At 48.3% G+C, this 24,218-nt stretch carries 25 protein-coding genes; 19 read left to right on the top strand and 6 right to left on the bottom strand.

Annotated features, from left to right (window positions below; genetic code table 11):
* The first annotated feature begins 11 nt into the window (after window positions 1–11).
* The 8 genes from OIK42_RS01445 (at window position 12) to OIK42_RS01410 (ending at window position 6,928) form a co-directional block, all read left to right on the top strand.
* Window positions 12–827, top strand: coding sequence for a CheR family methyltransferase (locus OIK42_RS01445; protein WP_273637779.1), 816 nt, complete (start codon window positions 12–14; stop codon window positions 825–827).
* Window positions 824–1,432 carry a chemoreceptor glutamine deamidase CheD gene (gene cheD / locus OIK42_RS01440; RefSeq protein ID WP_273637778.1) on the top strand — a complete coding sequence of 203 codons (609 nt, stop codon included), beginning with the start codon at window positions 824–826 and terminating at the stop codon, window positions 1,430–1,432. The genes OIK42_RS01445 and cheD overlap by 4 nt, the downstream gene beginning before the upstream one ends.
* 10 nt (window positions 1,433–1,442) lie before the next feature.
* Window positions 1,443–2,489, top strand: a complete 1,047-nt coding sequence (locus OIK42_RS01435) for a protein-glutamate methylesterase/protein-glutamine glutaminase (protein ID WP_273637777.1) — start codon at window positions 1,443–1,445, stop codon at window positions 2,487–2,489.
* A gap of 231 nt (window positions 2,490–2,720) precedes the next feature.
* The gene (gene aroQ, locus OIK42_RS01430; protein WP_273637776.1) at window positions 2,721–3,155 is read left to right on the top strand and encodes a type II 3-dehydroquinate dehydratase; all 435 of its coding nucleotides are present in this window, start codon (window positions 2,721–2,723) and stop codon (window positions 3,153–3,155) included.
* A 21-nt stretch (window positions 3,156–3,176) separates the two neighbouring features.
* Window positions 3,177–3,626, top strand: coding sequence for an acetyl-CoA carboxylase biotin carboxyl carrier protein (gene accB, locus OIK42_RS01425; protein ID WP_273637775.1), 450 nt, complete (start codon window positions 3,177–3,179; stop codon window positions 3,624–3,626).
* Between the two features lie 11 nt (window positions 3,627–3,637).
* Window positions 3,638–4,978: an acetyl-CoA carboxylase biotin carboxylase subunit gene (gene accC, locus OIK42_RS01420; RefSeq protein WP_273637774.1), complete on the top strand. Its 1,341-nt coding sequence runs from the start codon at window positions 3,638–3,640 to the stop codon at window positions 4,976–4,978.
* Window positions 4,979–5,331: 353 nt separating this feature from the next.
* A complete protein-coding gene (locus OIK42_RS01415) occupies window positions 5,332–6,270 on the top strand; it encodes a hypothetical protein (RefSeq protein ID WP_273637773.1) in 939 nt (312 codons plus the stop codon).
* 208 nt (window positions 6,271–6,478) lie between these two features.
* Entirely contained in the window at window positions 6,479–6,928 is a 450-nt protein-coding gene (locus OIK42_RS01410) for a GNAT family N-acetyltransferase (RefSeq protein WP_273637772.1), read from the top strand.
* 81 nt (window positions 6,929–7,009) lie between these two features.
* Here OIK42_RS01410 and OIK42_RS01405 read toward each other — a convergent pair whose 3' ends face one another.
* The 3 genes from OIK42_RS01405 to OIK42_RS01395 all read right to left on the bottom strand — a co-directional run bounded on the left by OIK42_RS01405 (window position 7,010) and on the right by OIK42_RS01395 (window position 10,289).
* Window positions 7,010–7,339 carry a DUF3718 domain-containing protein gene (locus OIK42_RS01405; protein ID WP_273637771.1) on the bottom strand — a complete coding sequence of 110 codons (330 nt, stop codon included), beginning with the start codon at window positions 7,337–7,339 and terminating at the stop codon, window positions 7,010–7,012.
* A gap of 436 nt (window positions 7,340–7,775) precedes the next feature.
* A complete protein-coding gene (locus tag OIK42_RS01400; protein WP_273637770.1) occupies window positions 7,776–9,908 on the bottom strand; it encodes an exonuclease domain-containing protein in 2,133 nt (710 codons plus the stop codon).
* Between the two features lie 75 nt (window positions 9,909–9,983).
* Window positions 9,984–10,289: a hypothetical protein gene (locus OIK42_RS01395; RefSeq protein WP_273637769.1), complete on the bottom strand. Its 306-nt coding sequence runs from the start codon at window positions 10,287–10,289 to the stop codon at window positions 9,984–9,986.
* A 109-nt stretch (window positions 10,290–10,398) separates the two neighbouring features.
* On the opposite strand from OIK42_RS01395, the gene OIK42_RS01390 reads away from it, so the two are divergent.
* The 3 genes from OIK42_RS01390 (at window position 10,399) to OIK42_RS01380 (ending at window position 11,737) form a co-directional block, all read left to right on the top strand.
* Window positions 10,399–10,590, top strand: a complete 192-nt coding sequence (locus OIK42_RS01390) for a zinc ribbon domain-containing protein (protein WP_273637768.1) — start codon at window positions 10,399–10,401, stop codon at window positions 10,588–10,590.
* Window positions 10,591–10,593: 3 nt separating this feature from the next.
* Window positions 10,594–11,235 carry a flavin reductase family protein gene (locus OIK42_RS01385; RefSeq protein WP_273637767.1) on the top strand — a complete coding sequence of 214 codons (642 nt, stop codon included), beginning with the start codon at window positions 10,594–10,596 and terminating at the stop codon, window positions 11,233–11,235.
* A 208-nt stretch (window positions 11,236–11,443) separates the two neighbouring features.
* Window positions 11,444–11,737, top strand: coding sequence for a high-potential iron-sulfur protein (locus OIK42_RS01380; protein ID WP_273637766.1), 294 nt, complete (start codon window positions 11,444–11,446; stop codon window positions 11,735–11,737).
* 80 nt (window positions 11,738–11,817) lie between these two features.
* Here OIK42_RS01380 and OIK42_RS01375 read toward each other — a convergent pair whose 3' ends face one another.
* On the bottom strand, window positions 11,818–13,443 hold the full coding sequence (locus OIK42_RS01375; RefSeq protein WP_273637765.1) for an amidase: 1,626 nt from the start codon (window positions 13,441–13,443) through the stop codon (window positions 11,818–11,820).
* A 256-nt stretch (window positions 13,444–13,699) separates the two neighbouring features.
* On the opposite strand from OIK42_RS01375, the gene prmA reads away from it, so the two are divergent.
* The 6 genes from prmA (at window position 13,700) to purD (ending at window position 20,081) form a co-directional block, all read left to right on the top strand.
* Complete coding sequence (prmA, locus tag OIK42_RS01370) at window positions 13,700–14,581, top strand: 50S ribosomal protein L11 methyltransferase (RefSeq protein WP_273637764.1); 882 nt, start codon at window positions 13,700–13,702, stop codon at window positions 14,579–14,581.
* 194 nt (window positions 14,582–14,775) lie between these two features.
* Complete coding sequence (gene dusB / locus OIK42_RS01365) at window positions 14,776–15,774, top strand: tRNA dihydrouridine synthase DusB (RefSeq protein ID WP_273637763.1); 999 nt, start codon at window positions 14,776–14,778, stop codon at window positions 15,772–15,774.
* 30 nt (window positions 15,775–15,804) lie between these two features.
* Complete coding sequence (fis, locus tag OIK42_RS01360) at window positions 15,805–16,098, top strand: DNA-binding transcriptional regulator Fis (protein WP_273637762.1); 294 nt, start codon at window positions 15,805–15,807, stop codon at window positions 16,096–16,098.
* Between the two features lie 160 nt (window positions 16,099–16,258).
* Window positions 16,259–17,857: a bifunctional phosphoribosylaminoimidazolecarboxamide formyltransferase/IMP cyclohydrolase gene (purH, locus tag OIK42_RS01355; RefSeq protein ID WP_273637761.1), complete on the top strand. Its 1,599-nt coding sequence runs from the start codon at window positions 16,259–16,261 to the stop codon at window positions 17,855–17,857.
* A gap of 96 nt (window positions 17,858–17,953) precedes the next feature.
* Window positions 17,954–18,766, top strand: coding sequence for a class I SAM-dependent methyltransferase (locus tag OIK42_RS01350; protein WP_273637760.1), 813 nt, complete (start codon window positions 17,954–17,956; stop codon window positions 18,764–18,766).
* Window positions 18,767–18,782: 16 nt separating this feature from the next.
* Complete coding sequence (purD, locus tag OIK42_RS01345) at window positions 18,783–20,081, top strand: phosphoribosylamine--glycine ligase (protein WP_273637759.1); 1,299 nt, start codon at window positions 18,783–18,785, stop codon at window positions 20,079–20,081.
* A 136-nt stretch (window positions 20,082–20,217) separates the two neighbouring features.
* Here the strand turns inward: purD and OIK42_RS01340 are convergent, their stop codons facing one another.
* Window positions 20,218–21,054: an L-type lectin-domain containing protein gene (locus OIK42_RS01340; RefSeq protein ID WP_273637758.1), complete on the bottom strand. Its 837-nt coding sequence runs from the start codon at window positions 21,052–21,054 to the stop codon at window positions 20,218–20,220.
* Window positions 21,055–21,291: 237 nt separating this feature from the next.
* A complete protein-coding gene (locus OIK42_RS01335) occupies window positions 21,292–21,543 on the bottom strand; it encodes a superinfection immunity protein (RefSeq protein WP_273637757.1) in 252 nt (83 codons plus the stop codon).
* Between the two features lie 282 nt (window positions 21,544–21,825).
* On the opposite strand from OIK42_RS01335, the gene OIK42_RS01330 reads away from it, so the two are divergent.
* Window positions 21,826–22,722 (top strand): phosphoribulokinase, encoded by an 897-nt coding sequence (locus OIK42_RS01330; RefSeq protein ID WP_273637756.1) that lies wholly within the window; start codon window positions 21,826–21,828, stop codon window positions 22,720–22,722.
* Between the two features lie 180 nt (window positions 22,723–22,902).
* The gene (nhaD, locus tag OIK42_RS01325; protein ID WP_273637755.1) at window positions 22,903–24,162 is read left to right on the top strand and encodes a sodium:proton antiporter NhaD; all 1,260 of its coding nucleotides are present in this window, start codon (window positions 22,903–22,905) and stop codon (window positions 24,160–24,162) included.
* Window positions 24,163–24,218 lie beyond the last annotated feature (56 nt).

Here is a 24,218-nt window from a genome sequence, read left to right as displayed (position 1 = left end):
CGCAGCTAGCCATGGATAAACCCTTTGCGTATTCAACCAAAGAGTTCAATGCTGTGCGTCATAAAATACGCACGCTTACCGGTATTAATCTGGCTGACAGTAAAGACAACATGGTATACAGCCGCTTATCTCGGCGGCTGCGGGCGCTGGGTATCGACAGCTTTGACGGATACCTGCGCTACCTTGATGCCAATCAAACCGAAACAGAGCACTTTATTAATGCGCTGACCACTAACCTGACGTCGTTTTTTCGTGAGGCGCATCATTTTGAAAAGTTAAAGGAATATTTGCTTAGCCACCCGGCGCCACAGCGAATTTGGTGTGCGGCGAGCAGCAGCGGCGAAGAGCCCTACTCTATTGCTATGACATGCGCTGAAGCGCGCGGCGCGCTCACTAACAATATAAAGATTGTTGCGTCAGACATTGATAGCCGCATGCTCGAGCGTGCCGAGGCCGGTATTTACCCGATTGATCAGGTGGAGAAGCTTTCGCCGGTCCGGCGTAAACAGTTCTTTCACCGGGGTAAAGGCGCCAACGCAGGCAAGGCGAGAGTGGTACCGGAATTACGCAAATCCATCGTTTTTTTTAAGCAAAATTTGCTCGATACCCACTACGCCGTTGACGCTGGCATCGACATTGTTTTTTGTCGTAATGTTATGATTTATTTTGATAAACCAACACAAGAGATAATCCTGAAACGGATTTTAGATAAAATGAAACCGGATAGCTTGTACATCGCAGGGCACTCTGAAAACTTCTCACATTTAGCCTACCTGATGCGCCCTTTGGGCAAAACCATCTACCAGGTTAACCGGCAAAGTGCATGACTGAGCTTCCCGATAAATCAACACCTAATCGTTACTATGATCGTCAATTCGACAGTGATGCGGTAAAAATACTGCCAGGCGAATACTATGCAACGCGTGATCCCACGCTGATTGTTACCGTGTTGGGCTCCTGCGTATCGGTGTGTCTGCGCGATCCGGTCACTAAAATTGGCGGTATGAATCATTTTTTACTGCCTACCGATGAATTTATCACCAAAGGAGCCATGGACAGCTCAGCGCGTTATGGCACTTTTGCCATGGAAATTCTGATCAATGAGCTGTTAAAAATGGGCGCCGCACGTCACCGCCTGGAAGCAAAAGTCTTTGGTGGTGGTAATGTGTTACAGGGGCTGACTATCCATAACGTTGGCGAGCGCAACAGCGAGTTTATACTGGATTTTCTTAAGCTCGAAAGCATCCCGGTGCTGGCGCGTGATTTGTTGGGTCCTTATCCGCGTAAAGTGTATTTTTTTCCGGCCACGGGTGACGTTAAAGTGCGTAAGATTAAAGTAATGCACAACACCACGATTCTTGATCGCGAGAGTGAATACCGCTTGCGTATAAAAGATGCACCGAAGGCCGGTGAAATCGACTTGTTTGATTGAGTAACTGATTATGACTATATCTGTGCTGGTCGTTGATGATTCGGCGTTAATTCGCTCGCTGATGACCCAAATTATTGCTTCGCATCCGGATTTGACCCTCGCAGGTACCGCCCCCGATGCCTATGTGGCCAAGGAGATGGTGCAAAAGCTCAACCCTGATGTAATTACCCTCGATATTGAAATGCCGCGGGTCGACGGCCTGACCTTTCTGGACCGGTTAATGAAGGCCAAACCGACGCCGGTGGTGATGATCTCCACGTTAACCGAGAAAGGGGCAGATGCCACCATGTTAGCATTGGAGTTAGGCGCGATTGATTTCATCCCTAAACCGAAGATAGATGTTCAGGCAAAATTTATGGCGTTTCAGGAGTTGGTAACGCGAAAAATAATTGCCGCCGCCGGCGCCAATGTAAAAAAACGCACCGTCGAGACGAACATCAGCAAAACACAGCTATCTTATAGCGGCACCGAGCTTATTGTGGGCATTGGCGCCAGTACCGGCGGCACCGAAGCCATTAAGGATTTATTGGTTCGAATACCCGCATCATTCCCGGCTATTGTGATGACCCAACATATGCCACCAGGATTTACCACGTCTTTTGCTAAGCGACTGGACAGCCTTTGTGCGGTTACTGTCAAAGAGGCGCAGCATGACGAACGTTTGTTACCCGGTCATGCCTATCTTGCACCGGGCGACCAACATTTAAGTGTGGTTAAATATGGTTCTGACTACCGCAGCCAGTTAAGCAACCACGAGCGGGTAAGCGGTCATAAGCCGTCGGTGGATGTCTTATTTAATAGTCTGGCACAACATGTGGGTCACAATGCGTTTGGTGTGATCCTGACCGGTATGGGACGCGACGGAGCCGAAGGCATGCTGGCAATGCACAGTAAGGGCGCTATGACCTTCGCCCAGGACGAAGCCAGTTGTGTGGTTTACGGCATGCCCAAAGAAGCGGTACGTTTAGGTGGAGTGGTTAAGTCATTGCCTATTGCTGAGATCGCCATTCAGTTAACCAACGCCATTCGCGCCAAATCGAAAGGCAACAGATTGTAAGCCATTACATCCACCCACTACACAACTCGCAACTGCGGTTCAGAAAGCAAAAATTGTGGCGAACCTCGCTGATAAGACCAGTATTTTGCTGCGATATCTTATTTAATCACTATAATTGCCGACTAATCTCAAAATAGTGCGAATTTAACGTGCTAATTGTGTTAATTAAATGTAGTTTTCTGTATAACTAGCATATATGCAGAATTTAAGCACAAGATAGCTACAAGATTAATGAAAATACTTTTATTGAACGGCCCTAACCTAAACATGTTAGGAAAACGTGAGCCCGACAAGTACGGGCACACTACACTCGATGAAATTGTTGACGGCTTAACTGCGAAAGCATCCGCGCGACAATGGTCACTGGTGCATGTGCAATCAAATTCAGAAGCTGAATTAATCAACCAAATACATGCCGCAATGGGCAACACCGATGCGATTATTATTAATCCTGCCGCGTTTACCCACACCAGTGTGGCGCTGCGGGATGCGCTGCTCAGTGTTTCGATACCGTTCATAGAAGTGCACTTGTCTAATGTGCATGCCCGCGAAAGTTTTCGACACCATTCTTATTTTTCAGATATTGCTGCTGGCGTAATTGTTGGCTTTGGCGCTAGAGGCTATGAGCTGGCTCTGGACGCAGCGGCAGATATTGTTAACAACTAACATTATAAATAGAGACAGATTATGGATATTAGGAAAATTAAAAAGCTGATTGAACTGGTCGAAGAATCAGGCATTTCTGAGTTAGAAATTACCGAGGGTGAAGAGTCAGTACGTATCCACCGTGGTAGCTCGGCATCTGCGGCTCCAATCCATTATGCGGCTCCGGCGCCCGCTGCACCACAGGCAGCCCCCGCGCCAGCTGCAGCGCCTGCCCCGGCAGAGCCTGAAGCACCGACCGGTCATACCGTAAAATCACCAATGGTAGGTACGTTCTACCGTGCCTCTTCACCTACCTCGAAAACCTTCGTCGAAGTGGGTCAAAGCGTCAACGTGGGCGATACCCTGTGTATTGTAGAAGCCATGAAAATGATGAACCAAATTGAATCAGATAAAGCCGGTGTCGTGAAGGCAATACTGGTCGAGAACCAGGAAGCGGTTGAATTTGACCAACCCCTGTTCATCATCGAGTAGACGGTATTCTCATGGATAAAGTACTTATAGCTAACCGTGGTGAAATTGCACTGCGGATCCTGCGAGCTTGCAAAGAGCTTGGGATTAAAACGGTGGCCGTTCACTCAACAGCCGACCGCAACCTCAAGCATGTGCTGCTCGCCGACGAATCAATTTGTATCGGTAATGCCTCAGCAACAGAGAGTTACCTGAACATACCACGTATCATCGCCGCCGCAGAAGTCACTAACTCCATTGCAATTCATCCTGGTTATGGATTTCTCGCTGAGAATGCCGACTTTGCTGATGCGGTTGAAAAAAGTGGCTTCATCTTTATCGGACCAACCGCCGATACCATCAATTTGATGGGCGACAAAGTGTCGGCTATTAACGCCATGAAAAAGGCAGGCGTTCCTTGCGTGCCGGGTTCAGATGGCCCATTGACTGACGACACCGAGCGTAATAAAACCATCGCTAAGCGTATTGGTTATCCGATTATTGTCAAAGCAGCCGGTGGTGGCGGTGGTCGTGGTATGCGCGTAGTGCGTAGTGAGGCGGAATTAATTAAAGCCATTGAAACCACCAAAGCTGAAGCAGGCGCTGCTTTCGGTAACGACGTTGTGTATATGGAAAAATTCCTCGAAAATCCACGCCATGTGGAATTTCAGGTACTGGCCGACGGTCAGGGTAATGCTATTCACCTGGGTGAACGTGATTGCTCAATGCAACGACGCCACCAAAAGGTGGTTGAAGAAGCCCCCGCGCCCGGCATTTCTGAGCAAATGCGCAACAAAATTGGCGATCGCTGCCGTAAAGCCTGTCTCGAAATTGGCTATCGCGGTGCCGGTACGTTCGAATTCCTGTATGAAAACGGGGAATTTTACTTCATTGAAATGAATACCCGTATTCAGGTAGAGCATCCGGTGTCAGAAATGATCACCGGCGTTGACCTGGTCAAAGAGCAACTGCGCATTGCCGCAGGGCAACCGCTGTCTATCGACCAGTCGCAAATTCAAATTCGCGGCCATGCCATTGAATGCCGAATTAACGCCGAAGATCCCAACACCTTTATTCCCAGCCCCGGTAAAATTGAAATGTTCCATTCACCGGGTGGTTTAGGTGTGCGTTGGGACTCGCATATTTACGCAGGTTATACGGTACCGCCTTACTATGATTCAATGATTGGTAAGCTGATTACCTATGGTGAAAGCCGTGATGAAGCTATCGCCCGTATGCGTCACGCATTGGATGAGTTAGTGATAGACGGGATTAAAACTAACGTGCCTTTACAGCAACGCATTATGGCAGATGAAAACTTCTATGCCGGCGGCACCAACATCCACTACCTGGAGAAAAAACTAGGCTTAAATTAAGTCTTGTTGAAGTGACGTAATTCATTAAGGCTTTCGCGTGCGAAAGCCTTTTTTATTTTCTTTCGCCCACCCCTTTATAATCAAACACCATTCTAATTTAGTAATTAATTAAATCTGTTTTTTAGAATTTCTAAATAAGAATTATTATCCTAAAGTATAAGAGTTAAAATGAGGCTTGATAATACGTATTAACATGCAGAGAGTTGACCCCTCTAAATGAATATACGTTGCCTTTTTTAGGTACTTCTCCACTTTTAGCCGGCAGTCTTTGCCGGCTTTTTCTTTAACGCCCCCACTTTAATTTACGCTATCATGGTCGTGTTTAGTCTCATTTAAGAGCATTCCTCAACGCCATGGCAAAACGACCTGATTTATTACTGTATATTGCCAGCCTTTATTTGTTGCAGATTATTGCTCTGCCGGTGCTGGCTTCGCAGCCTTCAGAACTTTATCAGCAACGCTTGGATGTACAGGTGCGCTTTGACAACCGTTCCGACCGGCCGGATCGCTACCAATACCGCGTGCGTTATTACCCGCAAATTAATATGACAAACCAGTGGAGCCTGCATAGCTTCGTGGTAACCGGCGACGATTTCAGCTCCAGTCACAACACCTTTGGCGAACAAGACAGTGAGCAACTGGCCATTCGCCGTTTGTACGTGAGGCGGATTAATCCATCGGGTAAAACCGAATTTGGGGTTATTCCTACCTATAAGGGCCGCGTCTCAGCAACCGGCATGTCTAAAGATGGCTGGTTTCAGGGCATACGTCACGTTTATCAACCCAACAGCGACCAGCAATTCGAAATAGTCGCCGGGGCAATTAACGACACCAATCCCGACAGGGCGCTGTCACTCAGCAACAAATTAAACCTGCTGGAACTGGAATATACCGCCAGGCTTAATGACGTCTATAGCATGGAATTTGGTCTCGAACGCATCACTGGTGGTAACTATGTGCGTGGTGAGTTGCGCGTTCAACAGAGCGTAAATCACGTTTGGTTTTTTGAGCTGATACATCGTGCGGACGAAGCCGATAATAAGGTAGTTATAGGGCTGGATGGCACCTTGTCGCTCGCCAGTTACCCTGTCGACCTGTACGCCTATTACGCCTACGTCAGTGCAGGTTTTGGCTTACGTGCCGAACTCACTGAAGACTACCTCGGCACCGGACACGGTGGTTCCGTTGAAGTCTCCGGCGCATTGCCCGGCACAGCCATTGGCTGGTTTTCCAGAGTGGATATGGTCGATAGCACCAAGCGCTTTTTACTTGGCGTTAAATACGCATTTTAGTGGCAGGTGAATTGGAGTAATGCGACGGCTTCAAACTACCAGCATCGTGTACTGATATGATTACCTGGACAACCTGACCGCCTGTTAGCGGGTAATGTGACACAAAGAATGTAGCAAACAGTAGCCGCCTGATTTTCCAATTTAATATTGTTTTTGTTCATTTTACCCAGATATAGCCATTTCTTAATCAGGAATTACCGGGAATTTTATGGACATAAGTTTACGTGATGTTACCAAGGACAACTGGCTGGATGTAATCCACTTAGAAATCACTAAAGAACAGGAGGATTACGTAGCGTTAAATTCAGAGTCTATCGCTGAATCAAGTTTTTATCCTCACTATGTTAATCGAGCAATATATCGCGACGATGAAGTTGTTGGATTTATCCAATATTACCAGGAACTTGAAGAGGGACTCCCTGATGAGTTTTACATCGCTCAGTTCATGGTTGACGTGAAGTATCAGGGTCAGGGTATCGGGAAAATCGCTACGGAGCTGGTCATTAGCGAAATGAAAGCCATTCCGGAGTGTAAAAAAATCACCATACTTTATATGCCCGGCCATCATGTAATGCGTAAATTTTATTCAAAGTTTGGTTTTGTTGTGACAGAAGAAGACGACGAAGACGGTGTGGTAATGGAGCTTAGTGTTAAATAGTTTACACGGCTTTCAGGTAAAGGCATTGCGTAAGTACAAGCCCGGTCCGATTGCGACCGGGCGTTATACACTTATCATCACTTAGTGACGCGCAAGGCTGATCAGCTCGCCACTGTATTCACCGCGCATTATAACCTGGTTAATCGCGGCGACGTTCTGACCGTATTGCTCAACAAATTCAACAATCGGCATGTCATTACAGGTGACATTTTTAGCCACAAACTCAGGGCTAAGTCCGGCATCCCGTAATGTACGACGCAGCTTTACTTTGTTACCTTCAGCAGCCACTACACAAATTTCTGACGTGACATAGTCATCGGCAGCCACCAGTTCAGGGCTAGCTTGTGCAACCGACATCGCACTCATTGTTACACCCAGGGCAATCATTACTTTTGTTAATGCTTTCATCATATTTTCCTATTTTCCGTTGAGGAGAGAGTCGATATAACTAGAGCAAAGGCGATGCCAAAATTATTTATACAACAATATCAATGAGTTAGGTAGAGATTTGAAAAATAACGGACGATTAACAAAGATGCACAGACTAAATAATGGTTAAAAATACCATTTTTTAGCAAATTAAAAACATAAGGTGTTGAAAATGTTGCTAAATGTTTCAAAACCACACACAATTTCGCTTTTTCAACGATTATTTAGCGCAATAAAAAAGCCCACCTAACCAGGTGGGCCAAACAGCAAGAACGCATACACACTTACAACAGTGTATTTGTTGATATGTGAAACGTACAAAAATAGATCAATATATTTTTTATATAAATTTACTATCAGCTATGAACACCGTTATGTGACCAGCACATGACATGGCGACAACGCGCTATTCACACTGTCAGGCAGCGTACTGGGACTGCTGAATTAACTTGAGTAATTGCGCTGCCGCCAGGGCGTCATCCAGTGCGCGGTGATGGTTTTCCAGCTGGATATCAAAATGTGCACTCAGGGCGCCGAGTCCATAGGATTTAATCCCCGGATAATGCTGGCGCATACGTGCGCAAGTGCACAGTTTAGGCCGTTTAAAGTCCATCCCTAAGCGGGCAAACTCCTGCTTTATAAAACCGTAATCAAAGTTAACGTTGTGGGCGACAAAAACACAGTCTTTGCTAAATGCTTCAATGTCTTCAACCACGTCGGCAAATACCGGGGCATCGGCGACCATGTCATCGCTGATCCCGGTCAGTCGGGTGATATAAGCGGGAATATGCCGCTGCGGGTTGATAAGACTGCTCCATCGTGCCACTTCTTCGCCATCGACCATTTTAACCATGCCTACCTCGGTGATCCGATGCCCGGCAGACTGCCCTCCGGTTGTTTCGATATCGACCACCACATAAGGTTGCAGAGGATCGCTGTACCATTTCACCTGGGTAATACCGACATTAAAGCCACATTGTCTGAGGCGCTGAATAGACACCAACTGATTACGCCGTAACTGATCGCCCGGCGCTTTAATTTCTTCAAAGCGGAGCTTACCGTGGTCAATCACCATAATATCCGGAAAACCGTCGCTGAGGCTGGCATAGTCTTTACACATCATGATTAAAAATTCGCGCAGCGAGGTTATATCAACGCAGGAGAGCAGCACTTTCAGCGTATCGAGCAAATGGTCGCGCCACATAAAAATACTGTTTACTTTGCCGTAATGCGCACTCGCTTGTTTGAGTAAGTACCGGTAGAGCACATCGCCGTGGCAACAATACTGCTCAAGGTGCGCTTCTATCTCCTTGCCATAGGTGGTATAAAAATCGTTATGGCGCAATACCTGCGGCCGCCGGTCAAATTCATTGACTAATCCACGATCACCGTACAACCATTGCCAAAACAGTAAACCAAACAAGGTTCGCCATAGTTGATTCTCGGTCCGGTAGGCAGCGAGCCCCCGGCGCCGGTAATAACCAATAACCCCTTGCTCTACCGCTTGATTATGCAGTTCATCTAGGTGAATAACATGGGTGGCATCACGCAGCATGTCGGTCAGCAACGAGGTTTTTTTACGATTGTATTTGCGCCGGTAAAAGTCCTCTGCAAAGGCTAGCAGGGTATCACTTGGCGGATCATCAATCAGGGCTTCAAGGGTTGCTTTTACCTCGTCCTTGTTGCCGGCCTTATAGCTTTCCCGCAGCCACTTTTCGCGCGCCTGATCGCTGTTTGCCTGCTGCAAATAGGCCAGCGCTTTGTGATGATCACGAGGTAGCCAGAAGGTTCCCACCTCATAGAGCAGGCGGTTACGGTAATCATCGCCAATCACACATTCAGCCGCCCGCTCACTCTCAAGGGGATAGTGTTCTTTTTGCTGCTCGGTGAGTGATTTAAATTTATTCAGCTCCCTGGCATAGTAAAAAGCGCTCAGCGCTGCCGCCTGCGAGTCAAAACGGGCAAGCTGTTCACTGACATCCTTACGGGTGCGCATTACCCCTAAATCACGCATGGAGAACTGATTTAACCTGCCCCGCGTATGACCAAAATACACAAACAGCAAATAATTTAACGGCCCGTCAAACTGACGAACGCAGTAATCCTGATTAAGTTCATCAGGCACATACAACGGGCCTGCCAGCAAACGCCCGGCAAGCTGTTCAGCAAATACAGGTTTAGTCGCCGACGCGGGTAACGTTTCGCCGTTAGCGCTCAGCAGCAGGCGTAAATCGGCCTTACTGAGCGCTTGGCCGAGGGCAAAACTGTCGGCTTTTTCAAGCCCGGCAAACCAGCCCTGTTGCGTTAATTGCTGCAACTGTTCAAAAGGCGCATTTATTTCAGCGTAGGCAAAGGTCTTCGTGGCAATCACCGGGTACTTGCGGTTTGCAGCGCGCACCACAATACATTGCTGATCGCTATTAAGGCCTCGGAAATCGACAATAAACCTGCGCGTAGGCTCGTCCAGCAAAGTCTGGTTAACGCCGGTAAAAAATTCCAGAAACTCATAGAAATGATCGAGATAATATTTTTCAGGCAGGGTTTTACGCATTGCTTATTCCATCCGGGCCTTAATACATGTATAAATATACAGCCTGATTTTTAATAAACAACTAGTTCGTGACCCTTATTGATGTTTTGTTACCGCTTTTATCCGCTGGCGGCTAACCCAGGCAAAGTAGTCGGCCAGGGCCGCATCGGCTTTCAGGCGCGACAAAGAACTCAGTTGTTTAGCGAGGGTCATTTCATCATAGAACCGGTGAATACCATTGTGGCATTGGCGACATACCAGCACCCCACTGGCCAGCTGCTCTTTACTGTAATGTTTTTTAAAAAAAGCCCGGCGATGCATTTTGCGCGGGATCAAATGGTGAAACGTCAAATAGGTAATACGACTGCAACACACACATTTGCCGCTTTTAACTTGTGACATAAACCCGCCTTTATCTGCATAGATTCAATCCAGCTCACTTGCTCTTACGTATAGTGTGATAAATGGTGTTAAAACCGCAGTAAATTTTTTAAAAAGAGGTGTCCAAAAAATGAGTTTAACTCAAGCCAGTACTTTTGAGTGTCCCTATTGTATGACCATTAACGACCTCGAAGTGGATGAAATTAACGACATCGGCCAAACTCAGGTGACAGATTGTCAGATATGCTGTCAGCCTATTGTAGTGACCATCAGGGAGAGTGATGGCGAAATAGATATTCAGGCCGAGCAGGAAAACGAATAATCGATGAACACCTTTGATGAACATGATATCGGCAGCATGGCGCAGCGTTTTCGCGCCAACTTTGTAAACAGCTTGTCCGGCTATAAAAGCGCTAACCTGATCGGTACCGCCGATGCAGAGGGCCAAACTAATTTAGCTATTGTGAGCTCGGTAGTGCACATTGGTGCTAACCCACCGTTGATGGGCATGATTATGCGGCCACACACGGTGCGACGCGATACCCTTGGTAACATCAAAACCAGCGGTTTCTACACCATTAATGCGGTGCCTGCGGCGCTCTACGCACAGGCGCATCAAACTGCTGCCCGCTACGATGAGGGTGTCAGTGAGTTCGTTCAGTGTGGCTTTAAAGCGCAGTGGCGCAACGGGTTTGCAGCGCCCTTTGTCGCCCAAAGCCCTATTCAAATTGGCCTGAAGCTGGTTGAAATAGTTAATCTGACGGTCAACGACACGTCGCTGGTGGTCGGTCAAATCCAGCAGGTTAGCGTTGAGGAAACCCACATTGATGACGATGGCAGCGTCGATATTGATGCATTAAAACTGGCCTGTATCAGCGGCCTTGATACTTACCACGAGGCGAACGCAATAGCGAAAATGGCCTATGCTAAACCCGATGAGGCGCCCACGGTCATTAAACAGTACTGAGCTGTAGCGCCGCGATAATGGCCCAGGCTGTAAGAACATTAATACAGATCAAAACATCATTGAATAGATTTGGTTAATCCATTTGATGAGTGTATAAGTAAAAGTAGTGAACAAGATAAATGTAGTAACAAACCCGCCGCTGGCGGGTTTTTGTATTTTAGACGCTTAGTAAAAAAGAATCATTCTCGTTAACTTTTGGAGTATAACTATGAAATCAGTCAATCGTCGCGATTTTCTGAAATTATCAGGCACCACGCTCATTGGTATGACTTTCGGTGGCGTTGCCCTGCAAGCCCAGGCTCAGGAGCATCTTAGCGAAGACGATGCCACCGCTAAGGCACTTAAATACGTCAACGAATCTACCAAAGAAGGTTCGAACTGCAGTACCTGCATGTATATTCAGGGTGAAGCGGGTAAAGAATGGCGTCCTTGCGCAATTTTCCCGGGTAAACTCGTTAATGCTAACGGCTGGTGCAGCGCCTGGGTGAAAAAGCCGGGCTAATCACTCACCAGACTATGCCTTATTACAGTAAAAGCGGCGCCATAACCCTGTGGGTGTGGCGCCGTTTTTAATTGCCAGAACTAATCCTGTTCTGATTGCATCAAACGGTAAGGCAGTGCGCTGTTTTTCAGTGCCTCAAAGCGGGTCGGGTAGAACCCCGGCTTTTTAATAAACTTATTCGATTTTTCAAAAGCGTAGCCAACATTCAACACCCTGGCATCCTGCCACTGCCCGCCAACAATACTAAAGCCTACCGGCAAATCCCGTACGCTGGTCATGGGCACGGTTATGTGCGGATAACCGGCAATCGCCGCCAGATAGCCAATGCCAATAAAACCCGCCGGGGCGTGATCGCCGTACACGCTATCGATAATAAACGCTGGGTTGTTAGTGGGGGCAACCAGCACATCCACATCGTATTCCTTGAGTAGCTTATCTATGCCGTTGTCGCGCGTCGCCGTTCTGACCGTCTGTAATGCCGTGGCATACTCTTCGTCCTGCAGACCATCAGTGGCTTGCGACTTCGCAAAAATCGATTGATCAAAGAGTTGTAACTCGCGCTCCGAGGCGGCGTTAAAGTCTATCAGCGCCTGTAAACTTCTTACCGCCAATGGCGCCGGCGAAGACTCCAGGTATTCGTTCAGCGTTGACTTAAATTCAGCCAGCAATACAAAGTATGAGTGCTTACCAAAATCATCCGGCAGCGACAGCGACTCAATGTCAACCAGCTCTGCGCCCTGCGCCGTTAATTTTGCCAGACTGTCATTAAAGGCATCGATAATTGCCTGATCCTGGCCCTGACTGTCGCGCATTACGCCTATTTTTAGCCCGCTGATATCACCATCGAGTGCTGCAAGGGTTTGCGCGCTCGGGCGACTGGCCGACTGCGTTGCCTTGTCGCTGGGATCGGTTGTGGCCATTACCGAGGTCATTAAGGCTGCGTCTTTCACACTGCGGGTCATGGGGCCGGCGGTGTCCTGGGTAACAGAGATAGGTACAATATGGGTACGCGGGATCAGGCCCACCGTGGGTTTAAAACCAACAATGCCATTCATCGACGACGGGCAAATCACTGAACCATTGGTTTCGGTACCAACGGCCAGCGAGGCAAAACCTGCTGCCATCGCCGCCCCCGAGCCAGATGAGGAGCCACACGCCGTACGCGACAATATATGCGGGTTACGGGTTAAACCGCCAACGGCGCTCCAACCACTGATTGAGTCCTCTGAACGAAAATTCGCCCACTCAGATAAATTGGTTTTACCCAGTATAATGGCCCCGGCCGCACGCAGTTGTGCCACTAATGGCGAGTCACGCAAGGTGTCGTTGTTGAGCAATGCCAACGAGCCTGCTGTTGTGGGCATATCGTTAGTTTCGATATTGTCTTTTAGTAATACCGGAATGCCGTGCAGCGGCCCTAAGGGTTCACCTCTGGCAATCGCTGCATCGCGGGCTCTGGCGTCGCTCATGGCATCCGGATTCAAACGCAAAATACTGTTGATGTTAGGGCCCTGGTTGTCCAACGCATCGATTCTTGCCAGATACCCCGCCACGAGTTCTTCGGCGCTGATCTGGCCGTTTTTGATTGCTGCCGCCTGTTGCACCGCAGGCATATCCAACCACTTGCTATCAATAGATGGTGGCTGTTGCGTGCCGCATGACACCACCCCAATCAGTAATACGATACCCGTTAGCTTTTGCCACATTGTTGGTGTTCTCCCGCTTGTATCCCTGCTTGATTACAGGTTGTTATAGTGTCTGGCCGTTGGTGATGTGCAAGCGCTGCATAAACGGCCAACCGCCTTAACAATAAAGTAAAACTGGCGACAACTCCATATAGGAACTTTTATTCTCACTGCCATTCTCACGGCAATTCCCCCGGTCAGGCAGAATCTCATAACAGTACACTGACACTACCAAGCCTGTTAAACTTGGCCTTTTTACACCACGACTGAGAACCCGATGCCCTGGCTACAACTCAAAATAGAAACTTCAGCAGAAATGGCGGAACAAATAGGTGGCATGTTCACCGCCAATGGTGCTCAGGCTGTCACCTTTGTTGACGCCAAAGATACCCCCATGTACGAGCCAAAACCCGGCGAAGTGATGCTATGGCCCGACACTCAGGTAATCGGGTTGTTTGATGCCAGTGACGACATGCCGGCTATCATTAAGCGTCTGGGTAACGCCAAAGTATTGGGTAAAGACTTCAAATACCGCCTTGAGCCACTCGAAGATAAAGACTGGGAGCGTGAGTGGATGGATAATTTCCATCCTATGCAGTTTGGCAAACGGCTGTGGATTTGCCCCAGTTGGCGTGACGTGCCTGATCCCAATGCGGTGAATGTGATGCTCGATCCGGGCCTTGCTTTTGGTACCGGCACGCACCCAACCACTTCATTGTGCCTGCGTTGGCTCGATGGCGTAGATGTAGAAGGCAAAACCGTGGTCGACTTTGGCTGTGGTTCCGGCATCTTAGCCATTGCCGCACTCAAACTGGGTGCCAAAAACGTAATTGGTATCGACATTGACCCGCAAGCGTTACAAGCCTCCATGGATAATGCTCAGCGCAACAATGTCGCCGATCGCTTAAGCGTGTTTTTACCCGACAACCAACCCACGCTTGAAGCCGATATTGTTATGGCCAATATATTATCCGGCCCCCTGCTCGAACTCCGTTCAGTAATTACCAACTACTGCAAACAAGATGGCTTGTTAGTGCTGTCGGGCATTTTAGCTGAACAGGTGCCACGCATTGAAACAGCCTATCAACAACATTTTAACCTCGAACCTACCGCAATCGACGATGAATGGGCGCGGGTATCCGGTCAGCGAATACGATAAGGCACCCAGTTGACAGGGCGATTCAATAAAATTTTGCGCTAACCACTCTGACACAAAAACGAAATCTTTTTGTCAAGAGCCATAATGCAAATTTTGTGTGATTTTTAGCCTTTTCAAGATTGCAGAAAACACGTACACTTAGCGCCCCATTTCGGACAGGTGGTTATTTTCTACTCAAATGCAGGTTGTTTTTTATGCAAATTGGAACTTACTCACTTGATAACAACCTAATGTTGGCGCCCATGGCGGGCGTAACAGACAGGCCTTTCAGACAACTCTGTCGTCGTCTTGGAGCTGGTTTGGTTGTTTCAGAAATGCTGAGCAGCAATCCGAAGGTGTGGAATACTGCCAAATCTATGCAACGCATGGATCACAGCGGGGAGTCGGGTATACGTTCGGTGCAGATTGCCGGCGCAGATCCAGACTTAATGGCTGAAGCAGCAAAATTTAATGTTGCTAACGGTGCTCAGATTATTGATATCAATATGGGGTGCCCGGCCAAAAAAGTAAATAAAAAACTGGCAGGTTCAGCACTATTACAACACCCCGAATTGGTAGAATCTATTATTCAGGCGGTTGTAAACGCAGTATCGGTGCCAGTCACCCTGAAGATACGCACAGGGTGGGACACAGACAATCGCAATGGGGTAGAGATTGCCCGTATTGCACAAGAAAACGGCATACAGTCGCTGGCGGTCCACGGGCGTACCAGAGCATGTATGTATAAGGGCTTTGCCGAGTACAAGACTATCCGCCAAATAAAGCAGGCGATATCAATACCGGTAGTAGCCAACGGTGACATTACCTCACCACAGAAAGCCAGGGAAGTGCTTGAGTACACCGAAGCCGACGCATTAATGATTGGTCGCGGCGCCCAGGGTAACCCGTGGATTTTCAGAGAAGTTTCGCACTATCTGAACACAGGTGAACTGTTGCCACCGCCATCGTTACTGGAACAGCATTCGGTAATGAAAGAACACGTAGCGGCCGTGCATGCTTTTTACGGAGCAGAGAACGGCGTTCGTATAGCCCGCAAACATGTGGGTTGGTATTTGGTGGAGCACGATAAGGATCGTCAGTTCCGTAAAACGTTTAATGGACTGGAGTCTGCCAGCGAGCAACTGCAGGCCATTGACGGCTATTTTAACGCGCTGCAAACCGGCGAGACCCGACAGATCTCCCCTGCAGCTTAAGACTGATTAACAAAAGAGCAAGAAAGTATTATGTTCGATCAAAATGTAACTTCTCCTTTTACTACAACTGTAACTACTCCTTCACAGACTCAGGCTCAAAAGCCACTGCGTGACTCAGTTAAACAAGCGGTCAACAAGTACCTCAAGCAACTGGATAACACCAACATCGATAACCTATATGACATGGTGTTAGCCGAAGTTGAAGCGCCATTACTGGAAGAAGTTATGACTTTTACCCGCGGCAACCAAACCCGTGCTGCCATCATGATGGGTATCAACCGTGGCACACTGCGCAAAAAACTCAAGCAGTATGGCATGAACTAAGTAATTCGGGCCTGGCCCATTAAAGAGCACCTTTCGGTGCTCTTTTTGTTTAATGTCTACTGATGAATCCGACCGCGACAGGGTGCACAATACATATCATAATAGTCGGGCCGTCAGTCAGTACCTTTAACTTACAACCTCATCGACACAAGAAACCACTATGGAAACACCAAAACCGATTAAACGCGCTTTGTTAAGCGTTTCAGACAAAACCGGCATTGTGGAATTTGCTACCGCGCTGCATGATGCTGGTGTAGAGCTGCTGTCTACCGGCGGCACCGCTAAATTACTGGCTGAAAAAGGCTTACCTGTAATTGAGGTATCAAACTATACCGGGCACCCTGAAATTATGGACGGGCGGGTTAAAACGCTGCACCCTAAAATTCATGGCGGTATATTAGCCCGCCGAGGCACCGACGAAGCGGTCATGGCAGAAAACAACATCGGCCCTATCGATTTGGTTGCGGTTAATTTATATCCGTTTGCTGCCACCGTAGCAAAAGAAGACTGCACGCTGGAAGACGCCATCGAAAATATCGATATCGGTGGCCCCACCATGGTACGTGCCGCCGCTAAAAACCATAAAGACGTGACCATAGTGGTTAACGCTGCCGATTACGCACGCGTGCTCACCGAGATGCAAAGTAATGCAGGCTCGCTCACCTATACCACGCGTTTTGATTTGGCTATTAAGGCCTTTGAGCACACCGCTGAATACGACGGCATGATTGCCAACTATTTTGGCGCGCGTCTGGATTCAACCGATTGCGCCGACGACTGCGGCCACGACCACAGTGAATTCCCGCGCACTTACAATATTCAGGTCAGCAAAAAACAAGATCTGCGTTACGGTGAAAACAGCCACCAGTCGGCGGCTTTTTATGTTGAAAACGACATCCAGGAAGCATCGGTAGCTACCGCCACGCAATTAAACGGCAAAGAACTGTCGTTTAATAATATTGCCGATACCGACGCCGCCCTTGAATGCGTAAAAGAATTTGAAGAACCGGCCTGCGTAATTGTTAAGCACGCCAATCCTTGTGGTGTCGCGCTGGGCGAGAATATTTTAGAAGCTTACGATCGTGCTTTTAAAACCGACCCTACCTCAGCGTTTGGCGGCATAATTGCCTTTAACCGCGAGCTCGATGCCACCACCGCACAGGCCATTGTTGATCGTCAGTTTGTTGAAGTGATTATTGCGCCGTCGGTATCTCAAGCCGCAACAGACATTATTGCCACCAAAAAGAACGTGCGCCTGCTGGCGTGCGGTGACTGGCACGGCCAGCTCACCGAAGGTTACGACTTTAAACGCGTAAACGGTGGTTTGTTAGTGCAGGAACGTGACTTTGGTATGGTTGAGATGGACGACCTTGAAGTGGTCACCAAACGCCAGCCGACTGAAGCTGAATTACGCGACTTAATGTTCTGCTGGAAAGTTGCCAAGTATGTTAAATCCAATGCCATCGTGTACTGCAAAGACAGCATGACCATAGGTGTTGGCGCCGGTCAGATGAGCCGCGTGTACTCAGCAAAGATTGCCGGTATTAAAGCGGCCGACGAAAACCTCGAAGTGGCCGGCTCAGTGATGGCCTCTGATGCTTTCTTCCCGTTCCGCGACGGTATTGATGCCGCAGCGGCTGCCGGAATTAAAGCGGTTATACAGCCAGGCGGCTCCATGCGTGACAACGAAGTGATTGCCGCGGCCGATGAGCACGACATCGCCATGGTCTTTACTGGTATGCGCCATTTCCGTCACTGATAGCCGTTTTTTTGCGTTGGCCTGACATCACGAATGTGAACATTCTGTGTTAGGCTAACGTAGTAAACAGCATGTTAATGACAAAAGGGAAATTAAATGCGTAAATCAGCGATAGTTCTACTTGCAAGTTTGTTATCAGTACCGGCATTTACTGCCAATGCAGATGCCATTGCCGATGCGGTGGGCAACGACACTCGTTCGAGTGATGCACGCCTGCGTGATGAATACCGAAACCCCCAGCAAACCCTGCGTTTTTTTGATGTACAGCCCGACATGAATGTAGTGGAAATCAGCCCCGGTGGCGGCTGGTACACCAATATTCTGGCGCCGCTGTTGAAAGAAGATGGCAAGTTAGTTGCCGCTCACTTCTACATTGACGACGAAGCACCAAGTTACTACCACCGTCTGGTTGCCAGTTTTAAAGAAAAAATGGCCGGCGATGGCCCGTTTAATGCCGTTGAACTCGCCGCGTTTCACCCGATTAAAGCCCTCGATGTGGGCAAGCCCGGCGCCGCCGATCGCGTGCTGACGTTCCGTAACGTGCACAACTGGTATATGGCCGACAAAACCAAAGGCGTATCTAATGCGATGCAGGCTTTTTATAAAGCCCTTAAGCCAGGTGGTATACTGGGCGTTGTTGATCACCGTTTACCGGAGTCTGCCGACGATAGCATGATGGAATCGTCAGGCTATATGAAGCAGTCGTTTGTTATCGCGGCGGCCGAAGCAGCCGGTTTTAAACTGGTCGAGACCAGTGAAATCAATGCAAACCCCATGGATAATGCAGATCATCCACGAGGCGTTTGGACACTGCCACCCAGCCTGCGTTTAGGCGAGGAAAATCGCGCCCATTATCTGGCCATTGGCGAAAGTGACCGAATGACTCTTAAATTTATGAAACCTGAATAACTACGGAATACACTGAATGAAGGTACTAGTGATTGGCGGTGGTGGCCGCGAGCATGCGTTGGCCTGGAAGGCATCGCAATCTATTGGCGTAACAGATGTTTTTGTTGCGCCCGGCAATGCCGGCACGGCAACCGAGCAAGGCTTAACGAACGTTGAGATTGCTGCCACTGACATTGATGGTTTACTTGGCTTTGCGCAAGAAAACGCCATTAACTTAACCATTGTTGGACCAGAAGCGCCGTTAGTAATGGGTGTAGTAGACACCTTTGAAGCGGCTGGCATGACCATCTTTGGCCCCAGCAAAGGCGCCGCGCAGCTGGAAGGCTCAAAAGCCTTTACCAAAGACTTTTTGGCCCGCCACAACATCCCCACTGCCGATTACCAGAACTTCACTGAGATTGAACCCGCCCTTGCCTACGTACGTGAAAAAGGTGCGCCCATTGTGGTGAAAGCCGATGGTTTGGCCGCCGGTAAAGGCGTTATTGTAGCAATGACGCTTGCCGAAGCCGAAGACGCCATTAAAGATATGCTGGCCGATAACGCCTTTGGTGATGCCGGTAGCCGCGTGGTCATTGAAGAGTTCCTCGACGGTGAAGAAGCCTCGTTTATTGTAATGGTAGATGGTAAAAACGTTGCTGCGTTTGCCACCAGCCAGGATCACAAACGCATGGGTGATGGTGACAGCGGCCCTAACACCGGCGGCATGGGTGCGTATTCTCCCGCACCGGTTGTTACCCCTGACATTCACCAGCGCATTATGGATGAGGTGATTAACCCCACTGTTGCTGGCATGGCAGAAGAAGGTTACCCCTACGTGGGATTCCTGTACGCCGGATTAATGATCATGGCCGACGGTACGCCTAAAGTGATTGAATATAACTGTCGCTTTGGCGATCCGGAAACCCAGCCAATGATGCTGCGCCTGCAGTCTGATTTGGTGGCGTTATGCCTGAAAGCCTGCGACGGTGAGTTGGCCGACACGGCTATCGACTTTGATCCACGCGCTGCGGTTGGCGTGGTGTTGGCAGCCGGTGGCTACCCTGGCGATTATGCCAAAGGCGATGTGATATCCGGGCTCGATGACGCCGCTAAACTGGATGGCAAAGTGTTTCACGCCGGTACCGCCCTCAAAGACGGTAACGTAGTCACCAGCGGCGGACGTGTATTATGCGCCACCGCCTTAGGCAACAACGTAACCGAAGCACAGCAACAGGCTTACGAACTGGTAAAAGCCATTGACTGGAAAGACGTGTACTACCGCAACGACATTGCCCACCGGGCAATTAAGCGTGAAAAGTCTGGCCTTGCCAACTAGCTTGCGCTGCGTGTGCAGCTTTTAAAAATACAAACGGCCCTTATTCGGGCCGTTTTTTTTAAAAGCATGTTGCAGGAGGGGGTTTCAAAACTATGCTCTATGCCTACCAATGCGCTGTTTAACAGCGGAGCTTAAATTACTTTCTGCGGTATGCTATTAAGCCCAGTGTCGACAACATTAATAATAAAAACGAGCCGGGTGCAGACACAGCCGGAGTGCCTGTACTGGCGAAGTTCTCGTCAAAATCAGAACTAAATGAAAAACTATTAATATCGTGGTTGTTGTACGCTGAACCCGTACCTGATGTAAAGCCTACAAACACATCAGTGGAGCCAAAGATGCTGGTCAGATCAACGTTATAAGTAATGGCTTCAAGGGTTGGTTTCACAGCCGCCTGGCTGTAACGCACACTAAGCTCGTCAATGGTACCGTCGTAATCAATCCAGGCAAACCAGTCGCTGCCGTTATTGAATCGTGTCGCTTCGTTTACGGTTGCTACTGATGTTACATTACCATCAAGGTTTACACCAACATGGTTACCATTAGGATCAGTAGGCGTGCCGTTGTCCCAGGTGTCAAACTCAACACCCAGCGACTGACCCAAACCTTCAAAACCAATACCACCGCCTCCGGTGCCTGCGGTATTTGAAACAGTTTGCATAGTAAAGACCAGGCCATCAGCACCGGGCCCATCACTATCTCCAAAGCCACCCAAACCCGAAATATTAAACGAGAAAAAGGCACTAAACGACACATCAGCGCTCAATGCGATGGCATTAGTAGAAAACGCACTACCTGCCTGACCTGACGTATCAGATGTTAGCCTCAGAACATCACCAAACTTAGACGCAGTACCATTTAACTGAAGTCCGGACACGTCTGAAAAGTCGCTATAAGTGATGACTGCCGCGTTAGCTGACACTGAGCCGGCTAAACCCATTGCCAGCGCAAATCCTTTCATTACCTTTTTCATAAAATACCTTAACTTTACGAGGTTATACTTTTGTCTAACGATAAACAGCAATAAATATTCCAAAATAAAATTAAATATTAATATCAATCAGTTAAAATCGTATACCAAAAAACAAGGCGTTATATGTAAACAAAGCTGACACTGATCATGCCCGGTAGAATGACGCCGTGCTTTGTAACAGAGAATATCCCGGAACAGTTATCAGACGGTTTTTGAGCGCCGTTCCCGTCTGCGCAGTTAGTCCTCAGGACGCGCTTTTTTATTAAACCGGTTCATCATATTGCCGGTAAATGCCCATACCATAACGCCGCTCCAGGCAATCACCGACAAGCCTGCCGGCACACACGCCAGTGCAATAAGCTTTACATGCTTACGATTAAAGACCAGCGCAACAAACGCCGGTAAAAACCACACCAGTAATACAGATGCGCCGATAACTCCAAGTTGTACCGGCGAGGCGGTGTCGAAAAACTGTGTAAAAAAGTCCATGTTTGTTAGTTCCTGCTTTTGCTCACGTATAGTTATAGTCTGTCATTACATTAAAAAATTACACTTACCCTAAAAAAAGCTTGTTATATATAGCGCCCTGCCACAGCATGAACTGCCAGCCTGTGGTTGCCTTACACGGGCGTTACAAACGCACGCAGCCATATTGCAGGGCTTGATTATTAGCGCCCGGAAGCTTATAACTAGGGACTATCTTATAAAGTATTTGACGCCGACCGTTCTGATGTCGGCAAATTCGAATACGCATCAGCCAAAAGAGAACGCATGTCGGCAAAACACCCCATTATTGCTATTACCGGATCGTCTGGCTCCGGCACCACGACAACCACCAATGCGATTCGGCATATATTCCGTAATCTGAACATTGATGCGGCGTATGTCGGCGGTGACAGTTTTCATCGTTTTACCCGTCCGGAAATGGAAGTCGAGATCCGCAAAGCCCAGGAGCAGGGCCGGCACATTAGTTACTTTGGCCCTAAAGCGAACGACTTTGCCCTGCTGGAAACGCTGTTTCAGCAGTATGCTGATGATGGCAGCGGCCATTTTCGCCAGTATTTGCATACCTTCGACGACGCTGTGCCGTTTAATCAAATGCCCGGCACCTTTACGCCCTGGCAGGAATTACCCAAAGACACCGACTTACTGTTTTACGAAGGCCTCCACGGCGGGGTACAAACCGACGACATTGATGTTGCCAAACATGTTGACTTACTGGTAGGCATGGTGCCCATTGTTAACCTCGAATGGATTCAAAAAATTGTGCGTGACACCACCGATCGCGGCCATTCCAGAGAAGCGGTAATGAGCAGCATTGTGCGTGGCCTGGATGACTATTTTCACTACATTACGCCGCAGTTTTCCCGTACTCACATTAACTTTCAGCGCGTGCCCACGGTAGATACCTCCAACCCTTTCAGTGCCCGCGAAATTCCTACCCAGGACGAAAGCTTTGTGGTGGTACGTTTTAGGCGCGAAATGAAAAACGTGGACTTTCCGTATTTGCTACAGATGATCGACGGCGCGTTTATGTCGCGCATTAACACGCTGGTGGTACCGGGCGGCAAAATGGGCCTGGCCATGGAGCTTATCCTTACCCCGCTTATCGAAGATCTGATGAAGCGTAAAAATAGCCGCGGCTATCAGATGGACTGGGTGCAGTAAGCAAACAACTCATTTATTCGCCTACTTGTCTATGTTTCAATCATTTGTTGTACAAGCAAAATTGGCTATTAAGAAATGAATAATTACTATCTGTAAATAATTCCGCAATACGGACATAAAGCCCTTTACTGATGCAGGTTAGGGCTTAAAATACCGGCACTGAAATTGCGGATATCTCCCATGTTAGACACCCTCCTTATTATCATCGCGGCACTGGCATTAGCGGGCGTTATGTTTGAAGAAGTTCTTCACATTAACAAAGCTAAAATTACGTTATTTTTTGGCACCCTGGCCTGGATGATTTTATTTATTGCATCGGGCAGCCCGGCAGAAACCGATGCAATTAATGAAGGCTTGTTACACAATATTACCGAAATCTCCACGCTGTGGTTATTTTTGGTAGCTGCCATGACCTTTGTGGCCTACCTTAACCGCAAAGGGCTGATTGCCAACATGCTCAACCTGATCATGCCTTCCGAGATATCACTGAAAAAATTAATGCTGATCACCGCACTATTCAGCTTTTGCTTTTCGTCACTGGCCGACAACATTACCGCAACGCTGGTCTCCATCGCCATGGTACTCTCTCTCGGCTTACCGTTTAATCAAACCATGCGTTTTGCGGTACTGGTGGTGTTTGCGGTGAACTCAGGTGGTGTATCGCTGATCACCGGTGACGTCACCACGCTGATGATTTTTATGCAGAAGAAAGTCACGATTACTCAGTTGTTCTGGTTACTGATCCCGTCATTTCTGGCCGTCATGGTACTTACCGGCTTGCTCAGTATTGGCATGACCGGCAAGGTAAAAATTCGTAAAACGACCTATACCTCAAACACTATCGATTACGTGATCGCCGGTATCTTTTTAAGCACCATTATTGCAACGTTGATCCTGAATGTGCTGTTTGCCATACCGCCCATGCTGACCTTTTTAGCGGGCATGGCAATCATGTTTTTGGTAGCTAACCATATGGGCGAAGGCAAAGATGACGATCAGGATCCCATTATGGATTACATCCGCTATATCGAGTTCGATACCCTGCTATTCTTTCTTGGTGTATTGCTGTTAGTTGGCATGCTTGAGCATATCGAGGCATTGCATTCGCTGTTGTATCTCTATCAGGTATTTCCACCAATGACGGCGAATTATTTAATGGGCGCTATGTCGGCATTAATCGATAACGTGCCGCTAACAGCCGCGCTGCTTAAAGCTAATATCGACATGTCGGTGAGTGAGTGGATGCTGCTGACCTACGCGGTAGGGGTGGGCGGTTCATTACTGATCATTGGCTCTGCCGCCGGAATTGTCACCATGAGCAAGGTAAAAGGCCTGAGTTTTGCCCGTTATGGTAAGTATTTTTTACTGCTGCTGATGGCTTATTCAGTGGGCTATGCGCTGGTTTATAGTGTCGCTACCTATATAATGCCCATAGTTTGACACGCTTTGTAACAATCAAGCCCCGTGTGACACATTTGAGCACTTTTGTCTGCCAT

The sequence above is a fragment of the Alteromonas gilva genome, assembly GCF_028595265.1.
Taxonomy (GTDB): Bacteria; Pseudomonadota; Gammaproteobacteria; order Enterobacterales; family Alteromonadaceae; genus Alteromonas; species Alteromonas gilva.
The sequence above is the reverse complement of the archived record's forward strand: the minus strand, read 5'-3'. Positions and strand labels throughout refer to the sequence as shown.

What these genes read in the sequence shown, in the direction of transcription:
- OIK42_RS01445 (WP_273637779.1), top strand. Translation starts at nt 12, where the DNA reads ATGGATAAACCCTTTGCGTATTCAACCAAAGAGTTCAATGCTGTGCGT.
- cheD (WP_273637778.1), top strand. Translation starts at nt 824, where the DNA reads ATGACTGAGCTTCCCGATAAATCAACACCTAATCGTTACTATGATCGT.
- OIK42_RS01435 (WP_273637777.1), top strand. Translation starts at nt 1,443, where the DNA reads ATGACTATATCTGTGCTGGTCGTTGATGATTCGGCGTTAATTCGCTCG.
- aroQ (WP_273637776.1), top strand. Translation starts at nt 2,721, where the DNA reads ATGAAAATACTTTTATTGAACGGCCCTAACCTAAACATGTTAGGAAAA.
- accB (WP_273637775.1), top strand. Translation starts at nt 3,177, where the DNA reads ATGGATATTAGGAAAATTAAAAAGCTGATTGAACTGGTCGAAGAATCA.
- accC (WP_273637774.1), top strand. Translation starts at nt 3,638, where the DNA reads ATGGATAAAGTACTTATAGCTAACCGTGGTGAAATTGCACTGCGGATC.
- OIK42_RS01415 (WP_273637773.1), top strand. Translation starts at nt 5,332, where the DNA reads ATGGCAAAACGACCTGATTTATTACTGTATATTGCCAGCCTTTATTTG.
- OIK42_RS01410 (WP_273637772.1), top strand. Translation starts at nt 6,479, where the DNA reads ATGGACATAAGTTTACGTGATGTTACCAAGGACAACTGGCTGGATGTA.
- OIK42_RS01405 (WP_273637771.1), bottom strand. Translation starts at nt 7,339, where the DNA reads ATGATGAAAGCATTAACAAAAGTAATGATTGCCCTGGGTGTAACAATG.
- OIK42_RS01400 (WP_273637770.1), bottom strand. Translation starts at nt 9,908, where the DNA reads ATGCGTAAAACCCTGCCTGAAAAATATTATCTCGATCATTTCTATGAG.
- OIK42_RS01395 (WP_273637769.1), bottom strand. Translation starts at nt 10,289, where the DNA reads ATGTCACAAGTTAAAAGCGGCAAATGTGTGTGTTGCAGTCGTATTACC.
- OIK42_RS01390 (WP_273637768.1), top strand. Translation starts at nt 10,399, where the DNA reads ATGAGTTTAACTCAAGCCAGTACTTTTGAGTGTCCCTATTGTATGACC.
- OIK42_RS01385 (WP_273637767.1), top strand. Translation starts at nt 10,594, where the DNA reads ATGAACACCTTTGATGAACATGATATCGGCAGCATGGCGCAGCGTTTT.
- OIK42_RS01380 (WP_273637766.1), top strand. Translation starts at nt 11,444, where the DNA reads ATGAAATCAGTCAATCGTCGCGATTTTCTGAAATTATCAGGCACCACG.
- OIK42_RS01375 (WP_273637765.1), bottom strand. Translation starts at nt 13,443, where the DNA reads ATGTGGCAAAAGCTAACGGGTATCGTATTACTGATTGGGGTGGTGTCA.
- prmA (WP_273637764.1), top strand. Translation starts at nt 13,700, where the DNA reads ATGCCCTGGCTACAACTCAAAATAGAAACTTCAGCAGAAATGGCGGAA.
- dusB (WP_273637763.1), top strand. Translation starts at nt 14,776, where the DNA reads ATGCAAATTGGAACTTACTCACTTGATAACAACCTAATGTTGGCGCCC.
- fis (WP_273637762.1), top strand. Translation starts at nt 15,805, where the DNA reads ATGTTCGATCAAAATGTAACTTCTCCTTTTACTACAACTGTAACTACT.
- purH (WP_273637761.1), top strand. Translation starts at nt 16,259, where the DNA reads ATGGAAACACCAAAACCGATTAAACGCGCTTTGTTAAGCGTTTCAGAC.
- OIK42_RS01350 (WP_273637760.1), top strand. Translation starts at nt 17,954, where the DNA reads ATGCGTAAATCAGCGATAGTTCTACTTGCAAGTTTGTTATCAGTACCG.
- purD (WP_273637759.1), top strand. Translation starts at nt 18,783, where the DNA reads ATGAAGGTACTAGTGATTGGCGGTGGTGGCCGCGAGCATGCGTTGGCC.
- OIK42_RS01340 (WP_273637758.1), bottom strand. Translation starts at nt 21,054, where the DNA reads ATGAAAAAGGTAATGAAAGGATTTGCGCTGGCAATGGGTTTAGCCGGC.
- OIK42_RS01335 (WP_273637757.1), bottom strand. Translation starts at nt 21,543, where the DNA reads ATGGACTTTTTTACACAGTTTTTCGACACCGCCTCGCCGGTACAACTT.
- OIK42_RS01330 (WP_273637756.1), top strand. Translation starts at nt 21,826, where the DNA reads ATGTCGGCAAAACACCCCATTATTGCTATTACCGGATCGTCTGGCTCC.
- nhaD (WP_273637755.1), top strand. Translation starts at nt 22,903, where the DNA reads ATGTTAGACACCCTCCTTATTATCATCGCGGCACTGGCATTAGCGGGC.